Genomic DNA, 20875 nt, shown 5'->3' on the forward strand with positions numbered 1-20875 from the left:
CCTCACAGCCTGATCGGTTCGACATTGATCCAGCGCCGCTCTTTCCAGCTCTTGAGCGCGCATTCGGCGAGCTGCACGCCCTTGGCGCCTTCGAGCAGCGTGTATTGGTAAGGAGCGTCCTCGCAGACGTGGCGGATGAACATCTCCCACTGCTCCTTGAAGCCGTTGTCGTAGACGGCATTTTCGGGCAGCTTCTGCCAGTCGGTATAGAAATCGTGCAGCCGCTTCTCGTCCGGATTCCACACCGGCCGCGGTGTCGCCTGCCGCGCCTGGATCATGCAGTCGGTGAGCCCCGCCACGGCCGAGCCATGGGTGCCGTCGACCTGGAATGTGACGAGATCGTCGCGATAGACCCGCGTGACCCAGCTCATGTTGATATGCGCGATCACGCCGCCCTTGAGCTGGAAAGTGGCATAGGCGGAATCGTCGGCGGTGGCCCTGTAGGCCTTGCCCTTTTCGTCATAGCGCTCGGGGATGTCGGTGGTGCCGAGGCAGGAGATGCTCTGCACCTCGCCGAACAGGTTGTCGAGCACGTAGCGCCAGTGGCAGACCATGTCGAGGATGATGCCGCCGCCGTCTTCGGCGCGGTAATTCCAGGACGGACGCTGCGCTTCCTGCCAGCCGCCTTCGAACACCCAGTACCCGAACTCGCCGCGCACCGAGAGCATGCGGCCGAAGAAGCCGGAGTCGCGCAGGAAGGCGAGCTTCTTCAAGCCCGGCAGGAACAGCTTGTCCTGCACCGTGCCGTGCTTGAGGCCCCTGGCGTTGGCGAGCTTCACCACCGCGATCGCCTCTTCCAGATTGGTCGCGATCGGCTTCTCGCAATAGACATGCTTGCCGGCGTTGATCGCCTTGGTCAGCAGCGAGGGCCGCGCCTGCGTGGTCGCGGCGTCGAAGAACACGGTGTCATCGGAATCGGCCAGCGCCTTGTCGAGGTCGGTGGTGACGCGTGCGATGTCGAAGCGCTTGGCGAGCGCACCGACCTTCTCGGCATCGCGGCCGACCAGGATCGGGTCCGGCATGATGCGGTCGCCATTCGACAGCAGCACGCCGCCTTGATTGCGGATGGCGACGATCGAGCGGATCAGATGCTGGTTGAGCCCCATCCGGCCTGTGACGCCGTTCATGATCAGGCCGAGACGCTTGGTGGTCATAGTGCTTGCTCCTGCAGAATTCTTGTTGTTGGCCGCGCGAGCGGCGACAAAGTGGACCAATCCGGATGCGCTGATGTGGCAAAGCCCGGCGTCGTCAGCGATCCCGTCAACAGATCGCCGTCATGGATGGCGAGCCGCACCTTGCCGCCGTCGCGGACATAGAGATCGGGATGTGCCGACAGAAACGCCTCCGCCTCGGCCGCGGGCGTCTCGGCAAAGCCGTCGACATAGTGATGCCCGTTGCGCTCGGCATGGGTGACGCCGATCAGCGCGCCGAGCGCCAGATCCTGTTGCACGGCCATTCCCGCCTGGCAGGTCAGGTCCTCGCCCGAGACGAAGAACGCTTCACCATCCGCGCTCCATTTCGCCGCGCGCGTCGCGTTGACGATCGACTTGTAGAGACCCTTGCAGGATTTCGAGGAGACGCCGCGATAGCCGAGCGCTCGCGCGGCCGGGAACGCATCGTAGGAGTCGTCGGCTTCGTCGATGATGAAGCCGCGCGCAGCCAGTGCGCCGAGCGGCGATTGCCGCGTCACGTCGCGTGGCATCGGCTGTTCGATATAGAGCAGCTTCGAGGCGATCGGGCTCAGCGCGCGATCGCGGTCGAGCCGGTCGACCAGTGCACCGAGCGCGGCAAGGTCTGCGTATTGCTCGTTCGCATCCACCGTGACCCTGTAGTCATAGGGCAACGTCGACAGTTCCTTGCCGATGCGGGTCAGCCGCGCCGCGTCATGCTCGGGGTCGCCGTTGAGCTTGAGCTTGAAATAACGTGCGCCGGCATTTTCATTGGTGTCGGCAACGCCGCCCTTGCCTTCGATCGTGTCGTCGAGCCCGACCGTGTGCCTGATCGCAACGCGCTCCAGCCGCTCGCGCCCAGCCAAGAATCCCGAGATCTCGTCATCAGCCAGATCAGGCGACAACCGCGCGTCGATTCCCGCAACATTCTGCGTCATGCCGTCGAAGAAATTGACGCCGGCGCAGCGCAAAAGCGCGTCCAGGATCGCCTTGTCGATCTCCGCCGGCCCATAGCCTGCCGCAAGCGGCGGGATATCTTCCTTCGCGCAGGCCTCAACCTGCGCCCCGATACGCGCTGCATGCAGGCCGAACGCGGTCTCGAATTCCGAATGGGCCAGATAAAGCTCGCGCGCAATCAGGAGCGATCGCCGGAGCCCGTCCATCGTCTGCTCCGAGGAAAGATGCGGCCGCTTGTCGAACCATTTCGCCGCAAGGAACTCGGCGCTGGCGCCTGTCGCTCTGCCCTTGCCTTCCACCTCGATCTCGACCCGCACGAACATCTGCGTCGACTGGTTGACCACGATCGCGCCAAAGTGGAACGGCCGGACAAACGGCACCGGTCGTTCGAAGAACGCAATATCGCGCACAGCGAGGCGAAGCGGCATTGAATGCTCCGGTCCTAGATCATGATCCGATTCGACAGAATCGGATCATGATCTCATCTCTTTGTTTGAGCATGATCTTTTCGGAAAACCGGTTTCCACTTTTCCGGATCATGCTCTAGTCCAGCGACCCTTGAGTGAAGAAATGCTTGCGGATGCGCTGCACCAGCTCGGTGAAGACGGGATCGGACATCGCATCCAGCGAGCGCGGCCGCGGCAACGGCACGTCGTAGATCGCGGCGATCGCGCCGGGACGCTCAGTCATGACAAGCACGCGGTCGGCAAGGAACACGGCCTCCGGAATCGAGTGCGTGATCAGGAGCACCGTCTTGCCGGTCTCGCGCTGGATCCGCATCAATTCCACGTTCATGCGCTCGCGCGTCATCGCGTCCAGCGCGCCGAACGGCTCATCCATCAGCATGATCTTCGGGTCATGCACCAGCGCGCGGCAGATCGAAGCGCGCTGCTGCATGCCGCCGGAGAGCTGCCACGGCAGCTTCTTCTCGAAGCCTTCGAGGCCGACCAGCTTGAGAAGCTCTTTCGCGCGGGCCAGGTATTTTTCCCGCGGCAGCTTCTTCATGTCGATCGGCAGCATCACGTTGGAAAGAATGTTCCGCCACGGCAACAGCAGCGCGTTCTGGAACACGATGCCGACGTTGCCGTGCGGCTTGGTCACCGGCTCGCCCTCGACCAGGACCTCGCCTGATGTCGGCGGCAAGAGACCGGAGATCATCTTCAGCAAGGTCGACTTGCCGCAGCCCGACGGGCCAACCACGACGAAGAATTCGCCCTGGTTGATGTGGAAGTCGAGCGGCCGCAGCGATGGCACATCGCCGTCACGCGAGCGATAGGTCTTGGAGACTCCGGACAGCTTGATGCCGGACGTCTCGCCGGCGGCACGGCCGGAAACCAGGCGCAGATGCGCGGCTGGTTGATCCACATTGATTTTAGTCGCCGGTTTCATGAAGTCAGATCCATCAAAAGCAGATAGAGGCCGTCATTGCGAGCAAAGCGAAGCAATCCATAGATCCGCAAATAGAGAAATGGATTGCTTCGTCGCTTTCGCTCCTCGCAATGACGTCGAGCTGAGCTTTCACGAGTCGCCCTTCGGCAGGTAGTCGTTGGTGTAGAAAGCCTTCGGATTGTCCTTGGCCTTGGCATCGAGCCCGCCATATTCGACCATAAGATTGACCGAGTCGGTCATGTTCTGGTCGGTGACCTGGAACGGCCGCTTGGTCTTGGTCTCATCGGTGCGATAGAGCGGGATCGTCAGTTCGAAGCCCTGCGTCAGGGTTTCGATCTTGCCGCCCTTGGGGTTGGCATCGAGGATCGACTGCGCCGCCGCCTTCGGCTCCTTCTCGGCGGCTTCCACTGCCTTGGTCGTCGCCGACATGAAACGGCGGACGAGATCGGCATTCGCCTTGACGTAGTCGCTGTTGGCGATGATGCCCGACGAGACCAGGTGAATGCCGTAATCGGCGAATTTGATCGGATAGACGTCCTTGCCGGTGGCGTCCTTGATCTTCATCGACTGGTCCATGACGTAGCCGAGCAACAGATCCGCCTGGCCGTTGATGACCGCGTTCAGCTTGGTCTGGCCGTCGCCGGCGACCGTCTGGAAGTCGCTCTCCTTCAGGCCGGTCTTCTTCAGGAACAGCGGCCAGATCTGCGTCATGGAATCCGCTGGCGTGATCGCAACCGTCTTGCCCTTGATATCCTCAGGCTTCCGGATGTTCTTGTCGACGAAGCCCATCGCCGACATCGGGCTGGTCTGCAGGAGCACGCCGGTTGCGATGACCGGCGCGCCCTTCACCGCCGCGCGCATCATGGTGGGAATGTCGACATAGCCGAAATTGGCGGTCTTGGCGGCCACCGCCTGCGTGGTCGCGGCCGAGCCGCGGCCTTCCTGGATTTCGAGGTCGATGCCCTCGGCGGCATAGATGCCCTTGGCCTTGCCGTAATAGAACGGCGCGTGCTCGCCATAGACATACCAGTTGAGCATCAGCACCACCTTGTCGGCGGCCGATGCCGGAAGCACGGATATCGCCGTGAAAATCAGCGTCGCCAAAGCTGCAGCTATCAATCGCATGTTGTTCTCCTCCCTCTCCCCGTCATTGCGAGCGAAGCGAAGCAATCCATTCCTCAACCTGCGGTACCGTGGATTGCTTCGCTTCGCTCGCAATGACGACAAACCCTTATTGTTGTCTCTCTCGATAATAACTCACGACGCGAAAATAATGTCCTCGCGCTGGCTGACATGCCAGGGAATAACCAGGCGTTCGATGCGGTCGACGACCCAGAACAGGATGACGCCGAGCAGCGCAAGGATCACCAGCGCTGCGAACATCGTCGGCAGATCGAAAGTTCCGATTGAGCGCTGCATCACGTAGCCGATGCCGGAATTGGAGCCGACGAACTCGCCGACGACGGCGCCGACCACCGCCAGCGTCACCGACACTTTCAGGCCGGAAAAGATCGCGGGCATCGCATGCGGCAGATTGACGGCGCGGAACACCTGGAAACGGCTGCCCTGCATCGCGCGCGCGAGATCGACCATGTCAGGATCAACAGATTTGAATCCCTGCACCGCCGACACCACCACTGGAAAGAAGCCGAGCAGGAACGCCGAGATCACCTTGGGGATGATGCCGAAACCGAACCAGACCACGAACAGCGGCGCGATCGCAATCTTCGGCACGGACTGCGAGAACACCAGCAGCGGGTAGACATAGCTCTCGACCGTCTTCGATCCCGCGATCAGCATCGCGACGGGAATGCCGAACAGGGCCGACAACAGGAAACCGCAGATCGTCGCATACGTCGTCGGCCAGGATTGACGCAGCAGTTCCGGCCAGTCCGTTTGCAGCACGGCGAGGACGTCGCCGGGCGACGGGATCTGGTAGGCGGGAATGTGGAACAGGCGGATGGCGAGGTCCCACGCCACCACGATGAACATCAGGAACAGGAATGGGCGCACCCACGCCGCATTCAGCAGCCGCGACAGGCCGCCTGCCTCTTTGCTCTCCGCCACGTTCCGCTTCCCTGCTTGGATCGTTATCGGACGTGAAATTAACCCGTTGGATAAATACTGTCCAGCCCGATTCCATCAGGCTTTTGGGCGCTCGCTGTCGTCCCGGCCTTGCGCCGGGCCCATACCGCGTTGCGCTATCGGCTCACACGCGATGGCAGATGCATGCCTTTAACTGGTACCGGTGGTTATGGGTCCCGGGTCAAGCCCGGGACGACGAAGCGTGTAACCTGCTGCGCGGTCACCTGCAGCTTCGGCGCCTTGCTCTTGCCCAACGCTGTGATCGACTTCCCAGTCAACGCCGCCAGCACCAGCGCAATCATGTGCTCCAGCCGCTCATCACGCGCGTCCTTCGACAAGAGATCACGGCCGAAGATCACGCTCAGCGTCGCGCTGTTGGAGAGATAGAAGAAGGCGAGCGCGGCGATCGAGATGTAGAGCTGCACGGGATCGACCGCCGCGCGGAAATCGCCGCTCTCCACGCCACGTGTCACCACGGTGCGGATCATCTCGACGAATGGCGAATGCATCGATTTGACCTTGGTCGAACGTTTCAAATGCCGCGCTTTCGCAAGGTTCTCGGTATTCAGCAGCGCCAGGAATTCCGGGTTCTGGATGAAATAGTTCCAGGTGAAATCGATCAGCCGCGCGATCGCCTCGGGCGGCTCGAGATGCTCGAGATCGAGCCCGCGTTCCTCGGCACGGATCTTCTCATAGGCGCCTTCGAGCACCTCGAGATAGAGGTCTTCCTTATTGCCGACGTGATAGTAGAGCATGCGCTTGTTGGCGCCGGCCTGCTTGGCGATACTGTCGACGCGCGCGCCGGCGAGCCCATGGGCGGCAAACTCCGCCTTCGCCGCTTCGAGGATGCGCAGCCGCATCCCCTCGGGGTCACGCTGCCACTTCAGAATTCGTCTTGTCTTGGCCAATCGGATCGCTCAATTCAGTCGAAGGACTGAATGTAGCACGACCGACAACGTTTGAGAATAAAATCTCCGCGGTCACGCTGACGTAGGACGGGTAGAGCGAAGCGAAACCCATCATTCGTGAGGCTAGCGCCGAAGCTGATGGGTTTCGCTTCGCTCTACCCATCCTACGGGGCGTCGCATCCGCTCCGCTGCTTGACGCTTGAATCGCGATCTCTCCGCGTCGATCCGGGACCCATGACCACAGGGCTTTGTTATGTGCTCCGCTGCAACCACTTGCTCGCTCTACAACGACTGCCTGTGGTTATGGGTCCCCGCCTTCGCGGGGGCGACGCCGGTGCGAAGCGAAAGACAATCCTTACGCCACCTTCGGCGGCGACGGCTGCACCAGCAGCGTCGGGACGCTGCAGGTGCCGGTGTGCACGCTCATCACCCGCGTGCCCGGCTTGCGGCCGGTGCGGATCTCCGAGACGTCGACACCGGCGGCAACGAGCCGCGCATGGGTGGCATCGATATCGGTGACGCGCCAGCAGATGCCGCGCAGGCGGTCCGGCGCATCGGCCTCCGTCTTGCCGGGCTTGTGCGCGATCTCGACGATCAAATCGCCGCAGCGGAAAAACATCAGTCGGCCCCAATCCGCGTGCGAACGGTCGAGCGCCATGTCGAGGCCGAGGCGGGCGCCATAGAGCGCGGCGGCGCGTTCAGGATCGGCGGTCGCAACCACCACATGATCCATCGCGGTGATCCCTGCCGGCTGGGTGCGGACCGAGAGCGGGCGCTCCTGCTCCCGCTCGAGAAAGAACATCCGCACGCCGCGCGTCGCATCGGTTGCGGCGCGCGTGCGCTTCCACGACAACGTCGCGCCGGAGATCTCGTCCTCGCTTTCCACCTCCGAGACCGGCTCCGGCCGCAGCGTCAACCGCTCCAGCCTCCGACGCATCTTTTCGATGTCGTTGGTGCGGAAGCACAGGCTCGCGAGCCCCTCGCCCTGCGATGCCAGCACCGCGCGAATCCGGCCCGCGTTCTCGCCTTCTCCGCTCGGCGCCATCAATTCCACCGACGTGTTGTCGAGCGTGAAGAGCACCCGCGCGGCGCCGTCGCTGACGTTCTTCCACGCTGGCGAGCGCGCGAACAGCGTCTCGTAGGCCTCCGTTGCCCCCTCGATATCGCCGGTGAGAACGACGACATGGTCAAGCGCGGTGATCATGGGAACAGCCCTCGCGTGTTCTTGGCGGTGCGGACCTTCTCCACCCCGATCGCCATCGCCGCTGTGCGATGCGGGATGTTGCCTGCGCTGGCGCGCTTCAGCATCGTCTCCAATGCGCGGTCGAGGATCTGGTACTCACGCCGCATCACCTCCTCCTCTTCCCACTGCAGATCTGCACCCATCTTCCCCTTGTCTCACAACCAGGAACTCAGGACAGCCGCCGCCCGTTATCGGACGGCATGTTGGCGAACCGGGAACGGTGGTAGTCCCCCGACTTGGCCATCTCAAGCCGCAAAGACGGCAGGGTTGCGAATAATTTCAGCGAACGCACATAATATCCGGTGCTAAGCTGAAGCTGCCGCCGGGACCACCATCCATCACCCCACGACGGAAAACGAATGCAGGCCCTCTTCATCGGACAAACCTATATCGACGTCACCTTCATCACCGACCATGTGCCGACCGGCGACGAGAAACATGTGGCCGATGCCTATGCCGTCTCCTTCGGCGGCAATGCCGTCACTGCGGCATTTTGCTGCGCCAAGCTCGGCATCGTGCCGGACCTGATCGCCACAATGGCGAATGACTGGCTCGGGCGGATGTTCTGGGACATGGCCGCGAAGTACGGAATCTCCGTGCACCCACGCAAGGTCAACACGTCCTCGCTGTCGTTCATCATGCCGAAGGATGGCAAGCGCGCCATCGTCCGTTGCCGCGACGACGAGCACATCCATCCCTTCCCGCTGTTGAACCTGAAGGGCTGCCGCGCGCTGCATATCGACGGCCACCAGCCGGACGCTGCCATTCACTATGCAAGACTTTGCCGCGAGGATGGCATCCTGACCTCGCTTGACGGCGGCGGTCTGCGCACCAACACCCACGAGCTGTTGCAATATATCGACGTCGCGATCGTCGCCGAACGCCTCTGCGAACAGATGGACCTGACGACGGAAAAGATGCTCGATTATCTCAAGGGCCGCGGCTGCCGGGTTGGCGGCGTCACGATGGGCGAGCGCGGCCTGCTCTGGTATGACGAAGCCGGCGTGGTCCGCACCTTGCCTGCGCTGCCAATCCCGCCCAAGCGCGTGATCGACACCAACGGCGCCGGCGACGTGTTTCATGGCGCCTATATCTATTCCTATCTCGCTCACCCCGGTAAAGCCTGGAACGATCATTTCGAGTTCGCGCGCGCAGCCTCGACCTACAAGATCCAGAAGCTCGGCAACGAGGCAGGCCTGCCCACGCTCGCCGACATCGAGGCGGTGAAGCAAGAGTTCAAGGTCAACGCGTAACGTCAGCGCCTAAAGGAGCGCTTTGCGGCATGGGGCGGGTTTTCGTCGCCGGCAGCATCAACATGGATGTGGTCGCGACCGCAGAGCGCCACCCGCGCGTCGGCGAAACCATCGCGGGCAGCGCGGTGCTGTATTTTCCGGGCGGCAAAGGCGCCAACCAGGCGGTCGCCGCCGCCAAGCTCGGCGCGCCAACCACGCTGATCGGCCGGCTGGGCAAGGATGCTTTCGGAGAGCAGTTGCGGATGTTCCTCGCGGCCCAAGGCGTCGACCTGAGCTTCGTCAAGGACACCCCCGACGCGCACACGGGTACTGCGATCATCACCGTCGCGGACGCGGACAACACTATCGTCGTCGTGCCCGGCGCCAATGCATTGGTCTGTCCTGACGACGTCGCGATGCCCGTGCTGGCAAAGGGGGACATTGCGGTGAGCCAGTTCGAAATCCCGCAGGCGACCATCACCGCCTTCTTCAAGCGCGCCCGCGCCGCCGGCGCCACCACGATCCTCAATCCGGCACCGGCCAGGAAATTCGATAACGAATTGCTCGCCCTGGTCGATATCCTCGTCCTCAACGAGACCGAGCTCGGCCTCCTGACAGGCCGCGATCTGCGCGACACCGATAGCCACAACCGCTTCGCGGATGCGGCTCGTTCACTGGCGGGAAGAGACAGAATCATCTGCGTCACGCTCGGCAAGCGCGGTGCGCTGGCACTGGTGGAGAGCGAGCCATTGATCGTAGCCGGGCGCGAGGTCGAGGCGATCGACACCACAGGCGCTGGTGATTGCTTCGTCGGCGCTTTGGCATCGCAGCTCGCCGGCGGCAGCAGCCTTCGCCACGCGCTGAGCTACGCGAACGTTGCAGCATCAATTTGCGTGCAACGGATGGGCGCCGCGCCGTCGATGCCGACTGCGGCGGAGGTAGCGAATCTACTCAACGCCTAGATGCGTAGGGTGGGCAAAGCGCGGCGTGCCCACCATCAAACAGCGTGCTCGGAATGGTGGGCACGCTGCGCTTTGCCCACCCTACGAATTCACGCCAATGCGCTCTTCAGATCGAAGCTTGGATCGGCCGCCTGCTCAGGCGTGATCGAGCGATTGGCGCCGAGCAATCTCCGGCCGAACATGTGATCGCCGGCGCGGTTGACGGATTCGATGCCGACGAGGTGGCCGTCGCGGTAACAAAATGCAGAGAACTGCCCCTGCTCGCGGTCACCGCGCACCACGACGCGATCATAGCCGGTGGTCAGGCCTGCCATCTGCAATTTGTCAGGGCCCTGGTCGCTCCAGAACCATGGCAGCCCATCATAGGCCTTGGCATTCCCCGTGAGCCGCGCGGCGACGCAGCGTGCATGGTCGGTCGCGTTCTGCACCGACTCCAGCCGCAGCGAGCCGCCGAACCGCTCGCTCTTGTAGAGCGCGCAATCGCCGATGGCAGAGATATTCGGATCGGAGGTGAGAAGGTGCTCATCGACGATGATGCCCGACGCCACCGGCAAGCCGGCTTCCGCCGCGATCTCGACATTCGGTAACACGCCGACACCGACCACGACGAGATCGGCAGGGATATGCCGGCCGTCGCTGAGGCTGACGCCAGTCACCCTGGCGCCATCGGCCTCGATGCTCGTGACCTGAACGCCGAGATGGATGCGGATGCCCGTGGCCGTGTGCCGCGACTGGAAATAGTCGGAGATTTCCGCCGTCACCGCGCGCGCCATGACGCGCCCCGCCAATTCGACCACATCGACCTCGAGACCCTTCGCGCGCGCGGTCGCCGCAAACTCCAGCCCGATGAAGCCGGCGCCGATCACGACGACGCGCAAGCCGGGCCTGAGCAAATGCCGCAGCGCTTCGCTCTCGTCCAGGGTGCGCAGGTAACGCACCGCTTCGAGATTCGCGTTGGGAATATCGAGCAGTCGGTTGCGCGCGCCGGTCGCCAGCACTAGGTGCCCGTAATCAAGCGACGCGCCGGAATGGAGCATGATTTTCCGCGTAGCACGGTCAATCGATACGGACCGGTCGGTGATCAACTCAATGCTCTGATCGAGATAGAATTTTCCCGGCCGGAACATCAGCGTCTCCGGCCCGCCGGTTCCCTTGAGGTAAGCCTTCGACAAAGGCGGACGCTGGTATGGCAAATGGCCTTCGTCATTGATGAGCGCGATGCGCTCGGCAAAGCCGTCCTGCCGCAGGGAAGCCGCAAGCTGGAAGCCGGCATGTCCCGCACCGACGATGATCACCGGTCCTGCCGTCATCGCGACAGTCCGTTTGCAGACGCACAGGAGCAACCCATGCCGTTTCCCCTCTCCGCTGATGTCGCTTGTTTGCCTCGTCCTCGCGGCGCTCGTGTCCGCGTCTCAGACGATGGCTGAGGCCATTTGGCCCCATGCTTTGCCGCGACGCAAGAGCGTTTCCGGCGGCGAAACGAAATAAGGCGGCATTTTGTGACAGGCGGGATTGTCACCCCTCCCCTCGGCGACTTAAATGCCTGCCAACCGTCCTGACTGGGAGGCCCCTCATGCCGACGCCCGACACCACCGCCACCGACCCGGCACTGCTCAATATCGACGGGGCAATTGCCACGATCACGCTCAACCGGCCGGCGGCCTTCAACGCGATCGACCTGTCGATTGCAAAGAAGCTCGAGCAGCTTGGTGCCGAAGTCGACGCCAATGATCGCATCCGCGTGCTCGTCATCGAAGGCGCAGGCCGCGCTTTCTGCGCCGGCGGCGATCTGCAAACGATTGGCGCGGCAGTTGAGGCCAATGACGTCAAGCCGGTGGTCGGCGAGCTGCTCAAGCACTACCACGCCTTCATCGCGACGCTGCGGCGGATGCCCAAGCTCGTGCTGGCGAGCGTGCACGGTTCTGCTGCCGGCGCCGGCCTCTCGCTCGCCTTCGTCGCGGATCTCTGCATCGCAGCCGAAGACGCCCGCTTCACGCCTGCCTATGCCAAGATCGGGGTTTCGCCCGATGGCGGTGGCACGGTCGGTCTTGCCGCGAGCGTCGGCCCTCGCCGCGCGCTGCAGATCTTTCTCGCCGAGGACAGTTTCTCGGCGGCGCAGGCCTACGATTGGGGCCTCGTCGCCAAGGTCGTTCCGGCGGTCGAGCTGAAAGCCGCGACGCGCGAGTTTGCGCTCCGGCTTGCGCAGACCGCCCCGGCCGGGCTCGCCGCGACAAAGGCCTTGATCCACCGCGCGCCGACGACGCCGCTCCAGGCCCAGCTCGATGCCGAGCGCGACGCCATCATTGACTGCATGCAATCGGACGAATTCCGCATCGCGGTGAAGAAATTCACCAGCAAGTCGAAATAGGTTGGCGTCCTATTCCTTCCCGCCAACACGCATGAAGTCGAAATCGCAGCCTTCGTCGGCCTGCAGGATGGTCTCGTTGAAGAGGTGCGCATAGCCACGCTTCGCCCAATCGGGCGTCGCCCGCGGCGCCAGTGCCGCCAGGCGCTTCTTCAGTTCGGCCCCGTCGACCAGAAGATCGATGCGCCGCTTTGCGACGTCGAGCTGGATCATGTCGCCATTCTTCACGAGCGCCAGCGGACCGCCGACCGCCGCTTCAGGCGTGATGTGCAGCACGATGGTGCCGAATGCCGTGCCGCTCATGCGCGCATCCGAAATTCGCACCATGTCCTTGACACCGGCACGCGCAAGCTTCCTGGGGATCGGCAGATATCCCGCCTCGGGCATGCCTGGCGCGCCCTTCGGTCCGGCGTTGCGCAGCACCAGCACGTCGTCGGCGGTGACATCCAATTCGGGATCATCGACGCGGAGCGCCATGTCCTCCACGGATTCGAACACGACCGCGCGCCCGGTATGCTGCAGCAGCTTCGGGCTCGCCGCGGACTGCTTGATGACCGCGCCGCGCGGCGCGAGATTGCCATGCAGGATGGCCATGGCGCCCTCGGCCTTGATCGGATTCTGGCGCGGGCGGATCGCATCCTGCCCCGGCACGTCCTCGGCGGCGGCGACGACCTCGCGCAGCGTCTGCCCGGTGATGGTCTTGGCATCGAGATCGATGAGATCGCCGAGCTGCGCCATCAGCTTCGGCACGCCGCCGGCATGGTGGAAATGCTCCATGTAGTGCTCGCCCGACGGCTTCAGGTCAACCAGCACCGGCACCTCGCGGCCGAGCTTGTCGAAAGCTTCGAGGTCAATCTTATGCGGCGAGCGATGGGCAATCGCGGTCAGGTGGATGAGGCCGTTGGTCGAGCCGCCGATCGCCTGCATCACGACCTGCGCATTACGGAATGACGCCGGCGTCAGGATCTCGCTCGGCTTCGGCCCTTTGGCCTTTGCCATCGCGGCGGCAACCCTGCCGCTTGCTTCCGCCGAACGGAAGCGCTCTGCGTGCGGCGCCGGGATGGTCGCGCTCATCGGCAGCGACAGGCCGAGCGCCTCGGTGACGCAGGCCATGGTGGAGGCGGTGCCCATCACCATGCAGGTGCCCACCGACGGCGCAAGGCGCCCGTTGACCGCCTCGATCTCGGCATCGTCGATCTCGCCGGCGCGATATTTGCCCCACAGCCGCCGGCAATCGGTGCAGGCGCCGAGCACCTCACCCTTATGGTGGCCGACCACCATCGGCCCGACGGGAATGACGACCGTCGGCAGATCGGCGCTGATGGCGGCCATGATCTGCGCCGGCAGCGTCTTGTCGCAGCCGCCGATGACGACGACGGCGTCCATCGGCTGGGCGCGGATCATCTCCTCCGTATCCATCGCCATCAGATTGCGCAGATACATCGAGGTCGGATGGGCGAAGCTTTCGGCGATCGAGATCGTCGGGAACACGAACGGCATCGCGCCTGACAGCATCACGCCACGCTTCACCGCCTCGAGGATCTGCGGGACGTTGCCGTGGCAGGGATTGTAGTCGCTATAGGTGTTGGTGATGCCGACGATCGGCCGGTCGAGCGCGTCGTCCGAATAGCCCATCGCCTTGATAAAGGCCTTGCGCAGGAACAGGGAGAACCCGGCGTCGCCATAGCTCGTCAGCCCCTTGCGCAGTCCTTCAGCCATTTTCTTCGTCCTCTGATCTTCTTCCGGGCACTAACGGAGTGCGGCCGTCGTTGTCAACGTCGTATCCCTCGGGCGCATCACTTCCAGTCGATGACCCGGCTTTTGTCACCGTCGAACTCCATGCCGCAGAACGCGCCGCCCTGGTAGAAGTCGCCGACCGGGTCGGGTGGCAGCCTGGACTGCTCGGCCATGGCGTGCTCGCGGAACTCTTCCGCGCGGCCGGTCGGGCGGTAGCCGAGATCGTAGGCACGGTGATTGTCCCACCAGGCGCGCTCGTTGTAGGAGGCGCCGTAAAAGATCTCGAAATGGATGTCGGGATGCTCGAGGCCGATGCGGCAGAGCTGCACCAGATCCTCTGGCTTCAGCCAGATCGAGAGCCGGCGATGGTCGAGCGGCTTGTCACCGAAATTGCCGATGCGAAGGCACGTCACCTTCAGTCCGTGCTTGTCGGCATAGAGCGCGCCGACCGCTTCACCGAACACCTTGCTGACGCCGTAGCGGCTGTCGGGGCGCGCCGTCACATCGGTGCCGATGCGGTGATGGCGCGGATAGAAGCCGACTGCGTGGTTTGAGGAAGCGAAGATCACGCGCTTCACACCCTTCTTGCGAGCGGCCTCGAACAGGTTGTAGCAGCCGATGATGTTGGACTGCAGGATCGAATCCCAGGGGCCCTCGACCGAATAGCCGCCGAAATGCAGGATGCCGTCGACGCCTTCGCAGACCGCCTCGACCTGCGCGAGGTCGGCGAGATCGGCAGGCTTGAACGTTTCGTCTGCGCCGAGATCGGCAGGCCGCTTGAGATCGCTGAGCACGAGGTCGGGATAGATCGGCGGCAGCAGTTTGCGCAGGCTGGTGCCGATACCTCCGGCAGCGCCGGTCATCAGGATGCGTGGCATTTCTTCCCCCGTTTCTTCCCTCGTTGTTTCAGCCGATTTGCGGTCGCTGTCTGACAATGATAGCAAAATGAGGCGCGAGGAAACATCACAACGAGAACAACAAATGTCCGATATGCATCCCGCCGGCTGGCGTCCGGCGACGTTCTATCCTGATCCCGCGATCCATGCGCTGGATCCGCGCTTCGAGAAATACTGGCTCAAGCTCTCGGCAGTGGAACGGCTGGCCACCGGCCTGCGCTGGGCCGAGGGCCCGGTCTGGTTCGGTGACGGGCGTTATCTTCTCTGCAGCGATATCCCCAACCAGCGCGTCATCAAGTGGGAAGAGGAAACCGGCGCGGTCAGCATCTTCCGAAAGCCCTCCAACTTCGCCAATGGCAACACCCGCGACCGCCACGGTCGGCTCGTCAGTTGCGAGCACGGCGGCCGGCGCGTGGTGCGTACCGAGTATGACGGATCGATCACGGTTTTGATGGACTCGTTCAACGGCAAACGGCTGAACTCGCCCAATGACGTTGTCGTGAAGTCGGATGGATCGATCTGGTTCACCGACCCCACCTTCGGCCTGCTCGGCAATTACGAAGGCTACAAGGCCGAGTCCGAGATCGACGCCAACGTGTACCGGATCGACGGCGAGACCGGCAAGGCGACTATCGTCGCCGAGGGCGTCCTGGGGCCGAACGGACTGTGCTTCTCGCCGGATGAGAAGATCCTCTACATCGTGGAATCCCGCGGTGTGCCGAACCGCAAGATCCTTGCCTATGACGTCGCCCCTGGCGGCGACAAGATTTCCAACAAGCGGGTCATCGTCGATGCCGGCCCTGGCACGCCCGACGGCATGCGCTGCGACATCGACGGCAACCTCTGGTGCGGCTGGGGCATGGGCGATCCCGAACTCGACGGCGTCGTCGTCTTCGCGCCCGACGGCGTCATGATCGGCCGTATCGCGTTGCCGGAGCGCTGCGCCAACCTCTGCTTCGGCGGCTTGAAGCGCAACCGCCTGTTCATGGCCGCCAGCCAGTCGATCTATGCGCTCTACGTCAACACGCAAGGCGCGCTCGGCGGGTAGAAACACGGCGCCGGGGCGATGTGTTCGCCCCGGCGTCGCAATGGTGTCATGAGAGGCTTACGCCGCGTTGAAGCCGGCGACGGCCTTCACCTCGAGATATTCTTCCAGGCCGAACTTGCCCCACTCGCGGCCATTGCCGGACTGCTTGTAGCCGCCGAATGGCGCGGTACGCTCGTTCGGAACGCCCTGCAGGTTGACGTTGCCGGCGCGGATCTGGCGACCGACCTTGCGCGCACGCTCCACCGTGCCGGCGGAGACGTAACCCGCGAGCCCATAGGGCGTGTCGTTGGCAATGCGCACCGCGTCTTCCTCGTCCTTGGCGCCGATGATGGTCAGCACCGGCCCGAAGATCTCCTCGCGCGCAATCGTCATCTCGTTGGTGACGTCAGCGAAGATGGTCGGGCGGACATAGAAGCCCTTGTTGACGCCCTCCGGCAGGCCGGGACCGCCGGCGACCAGCGTTGCGCCTTCGTCGATGCCCTTCTGGATCAGCGCCTGGATCTTGTCCCACTGGCCGCGGTTGACGACGGGGCCGATGTTGGTGTCCGCAGCGCGGGGATCGCCGGCCTTGGTCTTGTCGGCGACGCCCTTGGCGATGGCGGCCACTTCCTTCATCTTCGACAGCGGCACGATCATCCGCGACGGCGCGTTGCAGGACTGGCCGGAATTATTGAACATGTGCATCACGCCGCCGGTCACCGCCTTGGCGAGGTCGGCGTCGTCGAGAATGACGTTCGGCGACTTGCCGCCGAGTTCCTGGCTGACGCGCTTGACGGTCGGGGCGGCGCGCTTGGCGACATCGACGCCGGCGCGGGTCGAGCCGGTGAACGAGATCATGTCGATATCCGGATGCTCGCTCATGGCGGCACCGACTTCGGGGCCAAGGCCGTTGAGCAGGTTGAACACGCCCTTCGGCACGCCGGCTTCATCGAGGATTTCGGCGAAGATCAGCGCCGAGGTCGGCGTGAACTCGGAGGGCTTCAGGATCATGGTGCAGCCGGCCGCGAGCGCCGGCGCGACCTTGCAGGCGATCTGGTTCAGCGGCCAGTTCCAGGGCGTGATCATGCCGATGACGCCGAGCGGCTCGCGCACGATCACGGCGGTGCCCATGGTCTCCTCGAACTCGTACTTCTTGAGCACTTCGAGGGTGTTCATGAGATGGCCGAGGCCAGCGCCGGCCTGCAGCTTCTCCGCCATCGGCAGCGGGGCGCCCATCTCGTCGGAGACGGCGGCGCCGATCTCCTTCATGCGGCCCTTGTAGACCTCGACGATCTTGGTCAGCAGCGCGACGCGCTCCTCGCGGCTGGTCCGCGAATAGGTCTCGAAGGCGCGCTTGGCCGCAGCCACCGCCTTGTCGACGTCGGCCTTGGAGCCGAGCGCCACTTCGTACATCGCCTCTTCGGTCGCCGGATTGATGACGGGGGTGGACTTCTTGACGACGGGATCGACCCAGGCGCCGTCGATATAGAATTGCAGGCGGTTGACCATCGGAAACCTCTTGTGCGGGGCGTATGGAGAACAGAACGGAAGCGTTCGGCAGGCATCCTTGCACGAAAGCTTGATGAGTTGAACCCGCCATATGCGGTGCGCCGCGTAGCGGCGGATACCGGATATAAGATCAGCCCCGTGATGGTGGCAAGGCGGCCCGCTGACGCTCCCTAGCCTCTCCGTTCCGCCCGCCTTACACCGCCATTTTGCGGTGCCGCACCGGGGCGCCGACGGTAACCACTTCGGCTGCGTCGATGATGGCGTTGGCGTCGATGCCGTGGTGGCGATAGAGGTCGCCGATCGAGCCGGTCTGGCCGAAATGCTCCACGCCCAGCGCCTCGACGCGATGGCCGCGCACGCTGCCGAGCCAGCCAAGCGAGGCCGGATGGCCGTCGAGCACGGTGACGAGACCGCAGTCGCGGTGCAACGGCGCGAGCAGCTTTTCGACATGGCTGAGATGCTGCACACCGCGGCGGTCGCGGCGCAAATTCCGTGCGGCGGTCCATCCCGCATGGAGCCGGTCGGCGGAGGTGATCGCGAGCAGGCCGACATCGCGATGGCTCTCGCCGATGAAGCCGACCGCCTCGATCGCCTCCGGCGCGACCGTGCCGGTATAGGCGACCACGATATCGCAGTTCGGCCCCGGCCGCCGCAGCCAATAGGCGCCGTCGGTGATGTCGCGCTGCAGCTCGCCCGTCATAATCCGCTGCGGCTGCTCGATGCTGCGGGTCGACAGCCGCAAGTAAACCGAGCCGCCCTCAGTGCCCTCGCGCTGCATGTGCTGGAAGCCGAACGCCATGATGACAGCGAGTTCGTCGACGAACGCAGGCTCGAACGCGGCGAGTCCATCCTGGCCGATGCCGATCAGCGGCGTCTTGATCGACTGATGCGCGCCGCCCTCAGGCGCCAGCGTCACGCCTGATGGCGTCGCCGCCACCATGAAGCGCGCGTCCTGGTAGCAGGCATAGTTCAGCGCATCGAGGCCGCGCTCGATGAAGGGATCATAGAGCGTGCCGACCGGCAACAGCCGCTCGCCGTTGATCTGGTGCGACAGCCCGAGCGCCGAGAGCAGGATGAACAGGTTCATCTCGGCGATGCCGAGCTCGAAATGCTGTCCCTTCGGCGAATATTCCCAGGTGTAGGCGGAAGGAATCTTCTCCTGCCGGAACAGGTCGTGGTTCTCCGCCTTCGCGAACAGGCCGCGGCGGTTGACCCAGGCGCCGAGATTGGTCGACACGGTGACATCGGGCGATGCCGTGACGATCCGCGCGGCGAGCGCGCTGTCGCCGCGCGCGATCTCGTTCAGCACCAGGCCAAAACCCTGCTGCGTCGACATCTGCGCCGACGGCTTGAAGGCAAGCTGCGGCGGCACCTCGATTTCAGGCGCCTCCAGCCGGCGCCGCCCCTCGCGGTTGAACGGCGCCTCGCGAAGGAACGCTTCAAGCGCCGCCGGATCCTGCGACAGACCTTCGAACTTCTCCCACTCGTGGCCCGGACGGATGTTCTGGCTGGCGCGCCACTTCTCCATCTGCGCGACCGTCATCAAGCCGGCGTGGTTGTCCTTGTGACCCTGGAAAGGCAGGCCGACGCCCTTGATGGTGTAGGCGATGAAGCAGACCGGGCGATCATGGTCGATCGCCTCGAACGCTTCGATCATGCTCGCCATGTCATGGCCGCCGAGATTGGACATCAGCGCCAGCAGCTCCTCGTCGCTGCGGCGGTCGATCAGGGCAGTCACCGGGCCCTGGTCGCCGATGTCGTCCTGCAGATGCTTGCGGAAGGCGGCACCGCCCTGGAAGCAGAGCGCGGCATACATCTGGTTCGGGCAGTTATCGATCCAGCGCCTCAACGCCTCGCCGCCCGGTTCGGCGAAGGCCTCGAGCATCAGCTTGCCATACTTCACGATAACCACGTCCCAGCCGAAATTGCGGAACATGGTTTCGAACTTGGCCCACAATCCCTCGCGCACGACGGCGTCGAGCGACTGCCTGTTGTAGTCGACCACCCACCAGGTGTTGCGCAACCCGTGCTTCCACCCTTCGAGCAGCGCCTCGAAGATGTTGCCCTCGTCCATCTCGGCATCGCCGACCAGCGCGATCATGCGGCCCTCGGGCCGGTCCTTCATCCAGCCGTGCGAGGTGACGTAGTCCTGCACCAGCGAGGCGAACAGTGTCTGCGCCACGCCGAGTCCGACGGAGCCAGTGGAGAAGTCGACGTCGTCGGCGTCCTTGGTGCGCGAGGGATAGGATTGCGCGCCCTTGTAGCCACGGAAATTCTCCAGCTTCTCGCGGCTCTGGTGCCCGAACAGATACTGGATCGCATGGAACACCGGGCTCGCATGCGGCTTCACCGCGACGCGATCCTGCGGACGCAACACCGAGAAATAGAGCGCGGACATGATGTTGGCGAGCGAGGCTGATGATGCCTGGTGGCCGCCGACCTTCAGCCCATCCGCGTTGGGGCGGATGTGGTTGGCGTGATGGATCGTCCATGACGACAGCCAGAGCACTTTCCGCGCCAGCGCGGACAACAGCTCCAGGCGGGCAGGCGCAATTCCCATGGTCATGCTCCAGGCGTCACTGACTATGCGCCGATTGTAGCGAGGCTGCCATCGGCAAAAATCTCAAATTGTTGCGACATACCGTCCAGGATTGGGATAAATTCCCATGTCCCGCTTCCAAACTGCGAGTCCATCCCAATGTCAGCGCTAGACGCCATCGACCGCAAGATCCTCAGCCTGCTGCAGACCGACAGCCGCATGACCATGCAGGAACTCGCCGACAAGGTCGGCCTGTCGGTCTCGCCATGTCACCGCCGCGTGAAGCTGTTGGAGGAGCGCGGCGTGATCACGCGCTACATCGCGACCGTCGACCAGAAGGCGCTGGGACTGCATGTCAGCGTCTTCATTTCGATCAAGCTGGCGCGGCAGAAGGAGGAAGACCTCAACCGCTTCGCGCGCGCAATCTCGAAATGGGACGAGGTTCTGGAATGCTACCTGATGACGGGCAACCGCGATTATCTCCTGCGCGTTGTCGCCGCCGACCTCTCCTCCTATGAAGCGTTCCTAAAAAACAAGCTGACGCGGCTGGATGGTATCGCCTCGATCGAATCGAGCTTCGCATTGAGCCAGGTGAAGTATTCGATCGCGCTGCCGGTGTGAGGCGCGATCGCGTAGGATGGGTAGAGCGAGAGCGAAACCCATCGCGAGTAGGCCGTAGATTCCATGGGGCGGTGAGCGTGGCCTTTCCGATAGGTTTGGGTTTCCACACTCGAACCCTCGGAGAGTCAGATGCAAGCATCGACCGTAGACACGCCCACCACCGGCCATAATGGCACAATTTTCGTTGCGATCGAACTCAGTCAGAAGACGTGGCTGGTGACGCTGCACAGCCCGGA

At 63.6% G+C, this 20875-nt stretch carries 17 protein-coding genes and 1 pseudogene; 5 read left to right on the top strand and 13 right to left on the bottom strand.

Translation table 11 applies throughout. From position 1 onward, the window contains the following. Positions 1 to 2: 2 nt before the first annotated feature. The 8 genes and pseudogenes from K288_RS0123400 to K288_RS0123435 form a co-directional block, all read right to left on the bottom strand. Positions 3 to 1154: a Gfo/Idh/MocA family oxidoreductase gene (locus tag K288_RS0123400; protein ID WP_027581751.1), complete on the bottom strand. Its 1152-nt coding sequence runs from the start codon at positions 1152 to 1154 to the stop codon at positions 3 to 5. Beyond that, a complete protein-coding gene (locus K288_RS0123405; protein ID WP_027581752.1) occupies positions 1151 to 2554 on the bottom strand; it encodes a mandelate racemase/muconate lactonizing enzyme family protein in 1404 nt (467 codons plus the stop codon). The genes K288_RS0123400 and K288_RS0123405 overlap by 4 nt, the downstream gene beginning before the upstream one ends. A 115-nt stretch (positions 2555 to 2669) precedes the next feature. Then, the gene (locus K288_RS0123410; RefSeq protein WP_027581753.1) at positions 2670 to 3515 is read right to left on the bottom strand and encodes an ABC transporter ATP-binding protein; all 846 of its coding nucleotides are present in this window, start codon (positions 3513 to 3515) and stop codon (positions 2670 to 2672) included. A 129-nt stretch (positions 3516 to 3644) separates the two neighbouring features. Continuing rightward, positions 3645 to 4640 (bottom strand): ABC transporter substrate-binding protein, encoded by a 996-nt coding sequence (locus K288_RS0123415; RefSeq protein WP_027581754.1) that lies wholly within the window; start codon positions 4638 to 4640, stop codon positions 3645 to 3647. A 132-nt stretch (positions 4641 to 4772) separates the two neighbouring features. Continuing rightward, complete coding sequence (locus tag K288_RS0123420; RefSeq protein ID WP_244443227.1) at positions 4773 to 5507, bottom strand: ABC transporter permease; 735 nt, start codon at positions 5505 to 5507, stop codon at positions 4773 to 4775. Positions 5508 to 5767: 260 nt separating this feature from the next. Next, complete coding sequence (locus K288_RS46340) at positions 5768 to 6508, bottom strand: TetR/AcrR family transcriptional regulator (RefSeq protein ID WP_064737353.1); 741 nt, start codon at positions 6506 to 6508, stop codon at positions 5768 to 5770. A gap of 355 nt (positions 6509 to 6863) precedes the next feature. Then, positions 6864 to 7712 (bottom strand): VOC family protein, encoded by an 849-nt coding sequence (locus K288_RS0123430; RefSeq protein WP_027581756.1) that lies wholly within the window; start codon positions 7710 to 7712, stop codon positions 6864 to 6866. Beyond that, positions 7709 to 7882 (bottom strand): annotated as a pseudogene (locus K288_RS0123435) (glutamate dehydrogenase); the annotation flags it as partial. The pseudogene K288_RS0123435 and the gene K288_RS0123430, both read right to left, overlap by 4 nt. A 228-nt stretch (positions 7883 to 8110) precedes the next feature. Here K288_RS0123435 and K288_RS0123440 point away from each other — a divergent pair. Continuing rightward, complete coding sequence (locus K288_RS0123440; protein WP_027581758.1) at positions 8111 to 9004, top strand: sugar kinase; 894 nt, start codon at positions 8111 to 8113, stop codon at positions 9002 to 9004. Between the two features lie 29 nt (positions 9005 to 9033). Next, entirely contained in the window at positions 9034 to 9945 is a 912-nt protein-coding gene (gene rbsK, locus K288_RS0123445) for a ribokinase (protein ID WP_027581759.1), read from the top strand. 89 nt (positions 9946 to 10034) lie between these two features. Here rbsK and K288_RS0123450 read toward each other — a convergent pair whose 3' ends face one another. Continuing rightward, positions 10035 to 11255 (bottom strand): FAD-dependent oxidoreductase, encoded by a 1221-nt coding sequence (locus tag K288_RS0123450; protein ID WP_027581760.1) that lies wholly within the window; start codon positions 11253 to 11255, stop codon positions 10035 to 10037. A 263-nt stretch (positions 11256 to 11518) separates the two neighbouring features. On the opposite strand from K288_RS0123450, the gene K288_RS0123455 reads away from it, so the two are divergent. Beyond that, the gene (locus tag K288_RS0123455) at positions 11519 to 12313 is read left to right on the top strand and encodes an enoyl-CoA hydratase-related protein (RefSeq protein WP_027581761.1); all 795 of its coding nucleotides are present in this window, start codon (positions 11519 to 11521) and stop codon (positions 12311 to 12313) included. A gap of 9 nt (positions 12314 to 12322) precedes the next feature. On the opposite strand, the gene K288_RS0123460 is transcribed toward K288_RS0123455, so the two are convergent. Both K288_RS0123460 and K288_RS0123465 read right to left on the bottom strand, forming a co-directional pair. After that, positions 12323 to 14029, bottom strand: coding sequence for an IlvD/Edd family dehydratase (locus K288_RS0123460; protein WP_027581762.1), 1707 nt, complete (start codon positions 14027 to 14029; stop codon positions 12323 to 12325). A 77-nt stretch (positions 14030 to 14106) separates the two neighbouring features. Then, positions 14107 to 14925: an NAD(P)-dependent oxidoreductase gene (locus tag K288_RS0123465; protein ID WP_027581763.1), complete on the bottom strand. Its 819-nt coding sequence runs from the start codon at positions 14923 to 14925 to the stop codon at positions 14107 to 14109. A gap of 103 nt (positions 14926 to 15028) precedes the next feature. On the opposite strand from K288_RS0123465, the gene K288_RS0123470 reads away from it, so the two are divergent. Further along, on the top strand, positions 15029 to 15991 hold the full coding sequence (locus K288_RS0123470; protein WP_027581764.1) for an SMP-30/gluconolactonase/LRE family protein: 963 nt from the start codon (positions 15029 to 15031) through the stop codon (positions 15989 to 15991). 57 nt (positions 15992 to 16048) lie between these two features. Here the strand turns inward: K288_RS0123470 and K288_RS0123475 are convergent, their stop codons facing one another. Together K288_RS0123475 and K288_RS0123480 are read right to left on the bottom strand one after the other, a co-directional pair. Continuing rightward, positions 16049 to 17479, bottom strand: a complete 1431-nt coding sequence (locus K288_RS0123475; protein ID WP_027581765.1) for an aldehyde dehydrogenase family protein — start codon at positions 17477 to 17479, stop codon at positions 16049 to 16051. A 193-nt stretch (positions 17480 to 17672) separates the two neighbouring features. Beyond that, positions 17673 to 20039 (bottom strand): hypothetical protein, encoded by a 2367-nt coding sequence (locus tag K288_RS0123480; protein ID WP_027581766.1) that lies wholly within the window; start codon positions 20037 to 20039, stop codon positions 17673 to 17675. 138 nt (positions 20040 to 20177) lie between these two features. Here K288_RS0123480 and K288_RS0123490 point away from each other — a divergent pair, with 138 nt between their 5' ends. After that, complete coding sequence (locus K288_RS0123490) at positions 20178 to 20639, top strand: Lrp/AsnC family transcriptional regulator (protein ID WP_027581767.1); 462 nt, start codon at positions 20178 to 20180, stop codon at positions 20637 to 20639. Positions 20640 to 20875 lie beyond the last annotated feature (236 nt).

The organism is Bradyrhizobium sp. Ai1a-2, assembly GCF_000426245.1.
Taxonomy (GTDB): Bacteria; Pseudomonadota; Alphaproteobacteria; order Rhizobiales; family Xanthobacteraceae; genus Bradyrhizobium.

Bases quoted from the DNA above. Each gene is read 5' to 3' on its own strand.
- K288_RS0123400 (WP_027581751.1), bottom strand. From the start codon at position 1,154: ATGACCACCAAGCGTCTCGGCCTGATCATGAACGGCGTCACAGGCCGG.
- K288_RS0123405 (WP_027581752.1), bottom strand. From the start codon at position 2,554: ATGCCGCTTCGCCTCGCTGTGCGCGATATTGCGTTCTTCGAACGACCG.
- K288_RS0123410 (WP_027581753.1), bottom strand. From the start codon at position 3,515: ATGAAACCGGCGACTAAAATCAATGTGGATCAACCAGCCGCGCATCTG.
- K288_RS0123415 (WP_027581754.1), bottom strand. From the start codon at position 4,640: ATGCGATTGATAGCTGCAGCTTTGGCGACGCTGATTTTCACGGCGATA.
- K288_RS0123420 (WP_244443227.1), bottom strand. From the start codon at position 5,507: ATGTTCATCGTGGTGGCGTGGGACCTCGCCATCCGCCTGTTCCACATT.
- K288_RS0123430 (WP_027581756.1), bottom strand. From the start codon at position 7,712: ATGATCACCGCGCTTGACCATGTCGTCGTTCTCACCGGCGATATCGAG.
- K288_RS0123440 (WP_027581758.1), top strand. From the start codon at position 8,111: ATGCAGGCCCTCTTCATCGGACAAACCTATATCGACGTCACCTTCATC.
- rbsK (WP_027581759.1), top strand. From the start codon at position 9,034: ATGGGGCGGGTTTTCGTCGCCGGCAGCATCAACATGGATGTGGTCGCG.
- K288_RS0123450 (WP_027581760.1), bottom strand. From the start codon at position 11,255: ATGACGGCAGGACCGGTGATCATCGTCGGTGCGGGACATGCCGGCTTC.
- K288_RS0123455 (WP_027581761.1), top strand. From the start codon at position 11,519: ATGCCGACGCCCGACACCACCGCCACCGACCCGGCACTGCTCAATATC.
- K288_RS0123460 (WP_027581762.1), bottom strand. From the start codon at position 14,029: ATGGCTGAAGGACTGCGCAAGGGGCTGACGAGCTATGGCGACGCCGGG.
- K288_RS0123465 (WP_027581763.1), bottom strand. From the start codon at position 14,925: ATGCCACGCATCCTGATGACCGGCGCTGCCGGAGGTATCGGCACCAGC.
- K288_RS0123470 (WP_027581764.1), top strand. From the start codon at position 15,029: ATGTCCGATATGCATCCCGCCGGCTGGCGTCCGGCGACGTTCTATCCT.
- K288_RS0123475 (WP_027581765.1), bottom strand. From the start codon at position 17,479: ATGGTCAACCGCCTGCAATTCTATATCGACGGCGCCTGGGTCGATCCC.
- K288_RS0123480 (WP_027581766.1), bottom strand. From the start codon at position 20,039: ATGGGAATTGCGCCTGCCCGCCTGGAGCTGTTGTCCGCGCTGGCGCGG.
- K288_RS0123490 (WP_027581767.1), top strand. From the start codon at position 20,178: ATGTCAGCGCTAGACGCCATCGACCGCAAGATCCTCAGCCTGCTGCAG.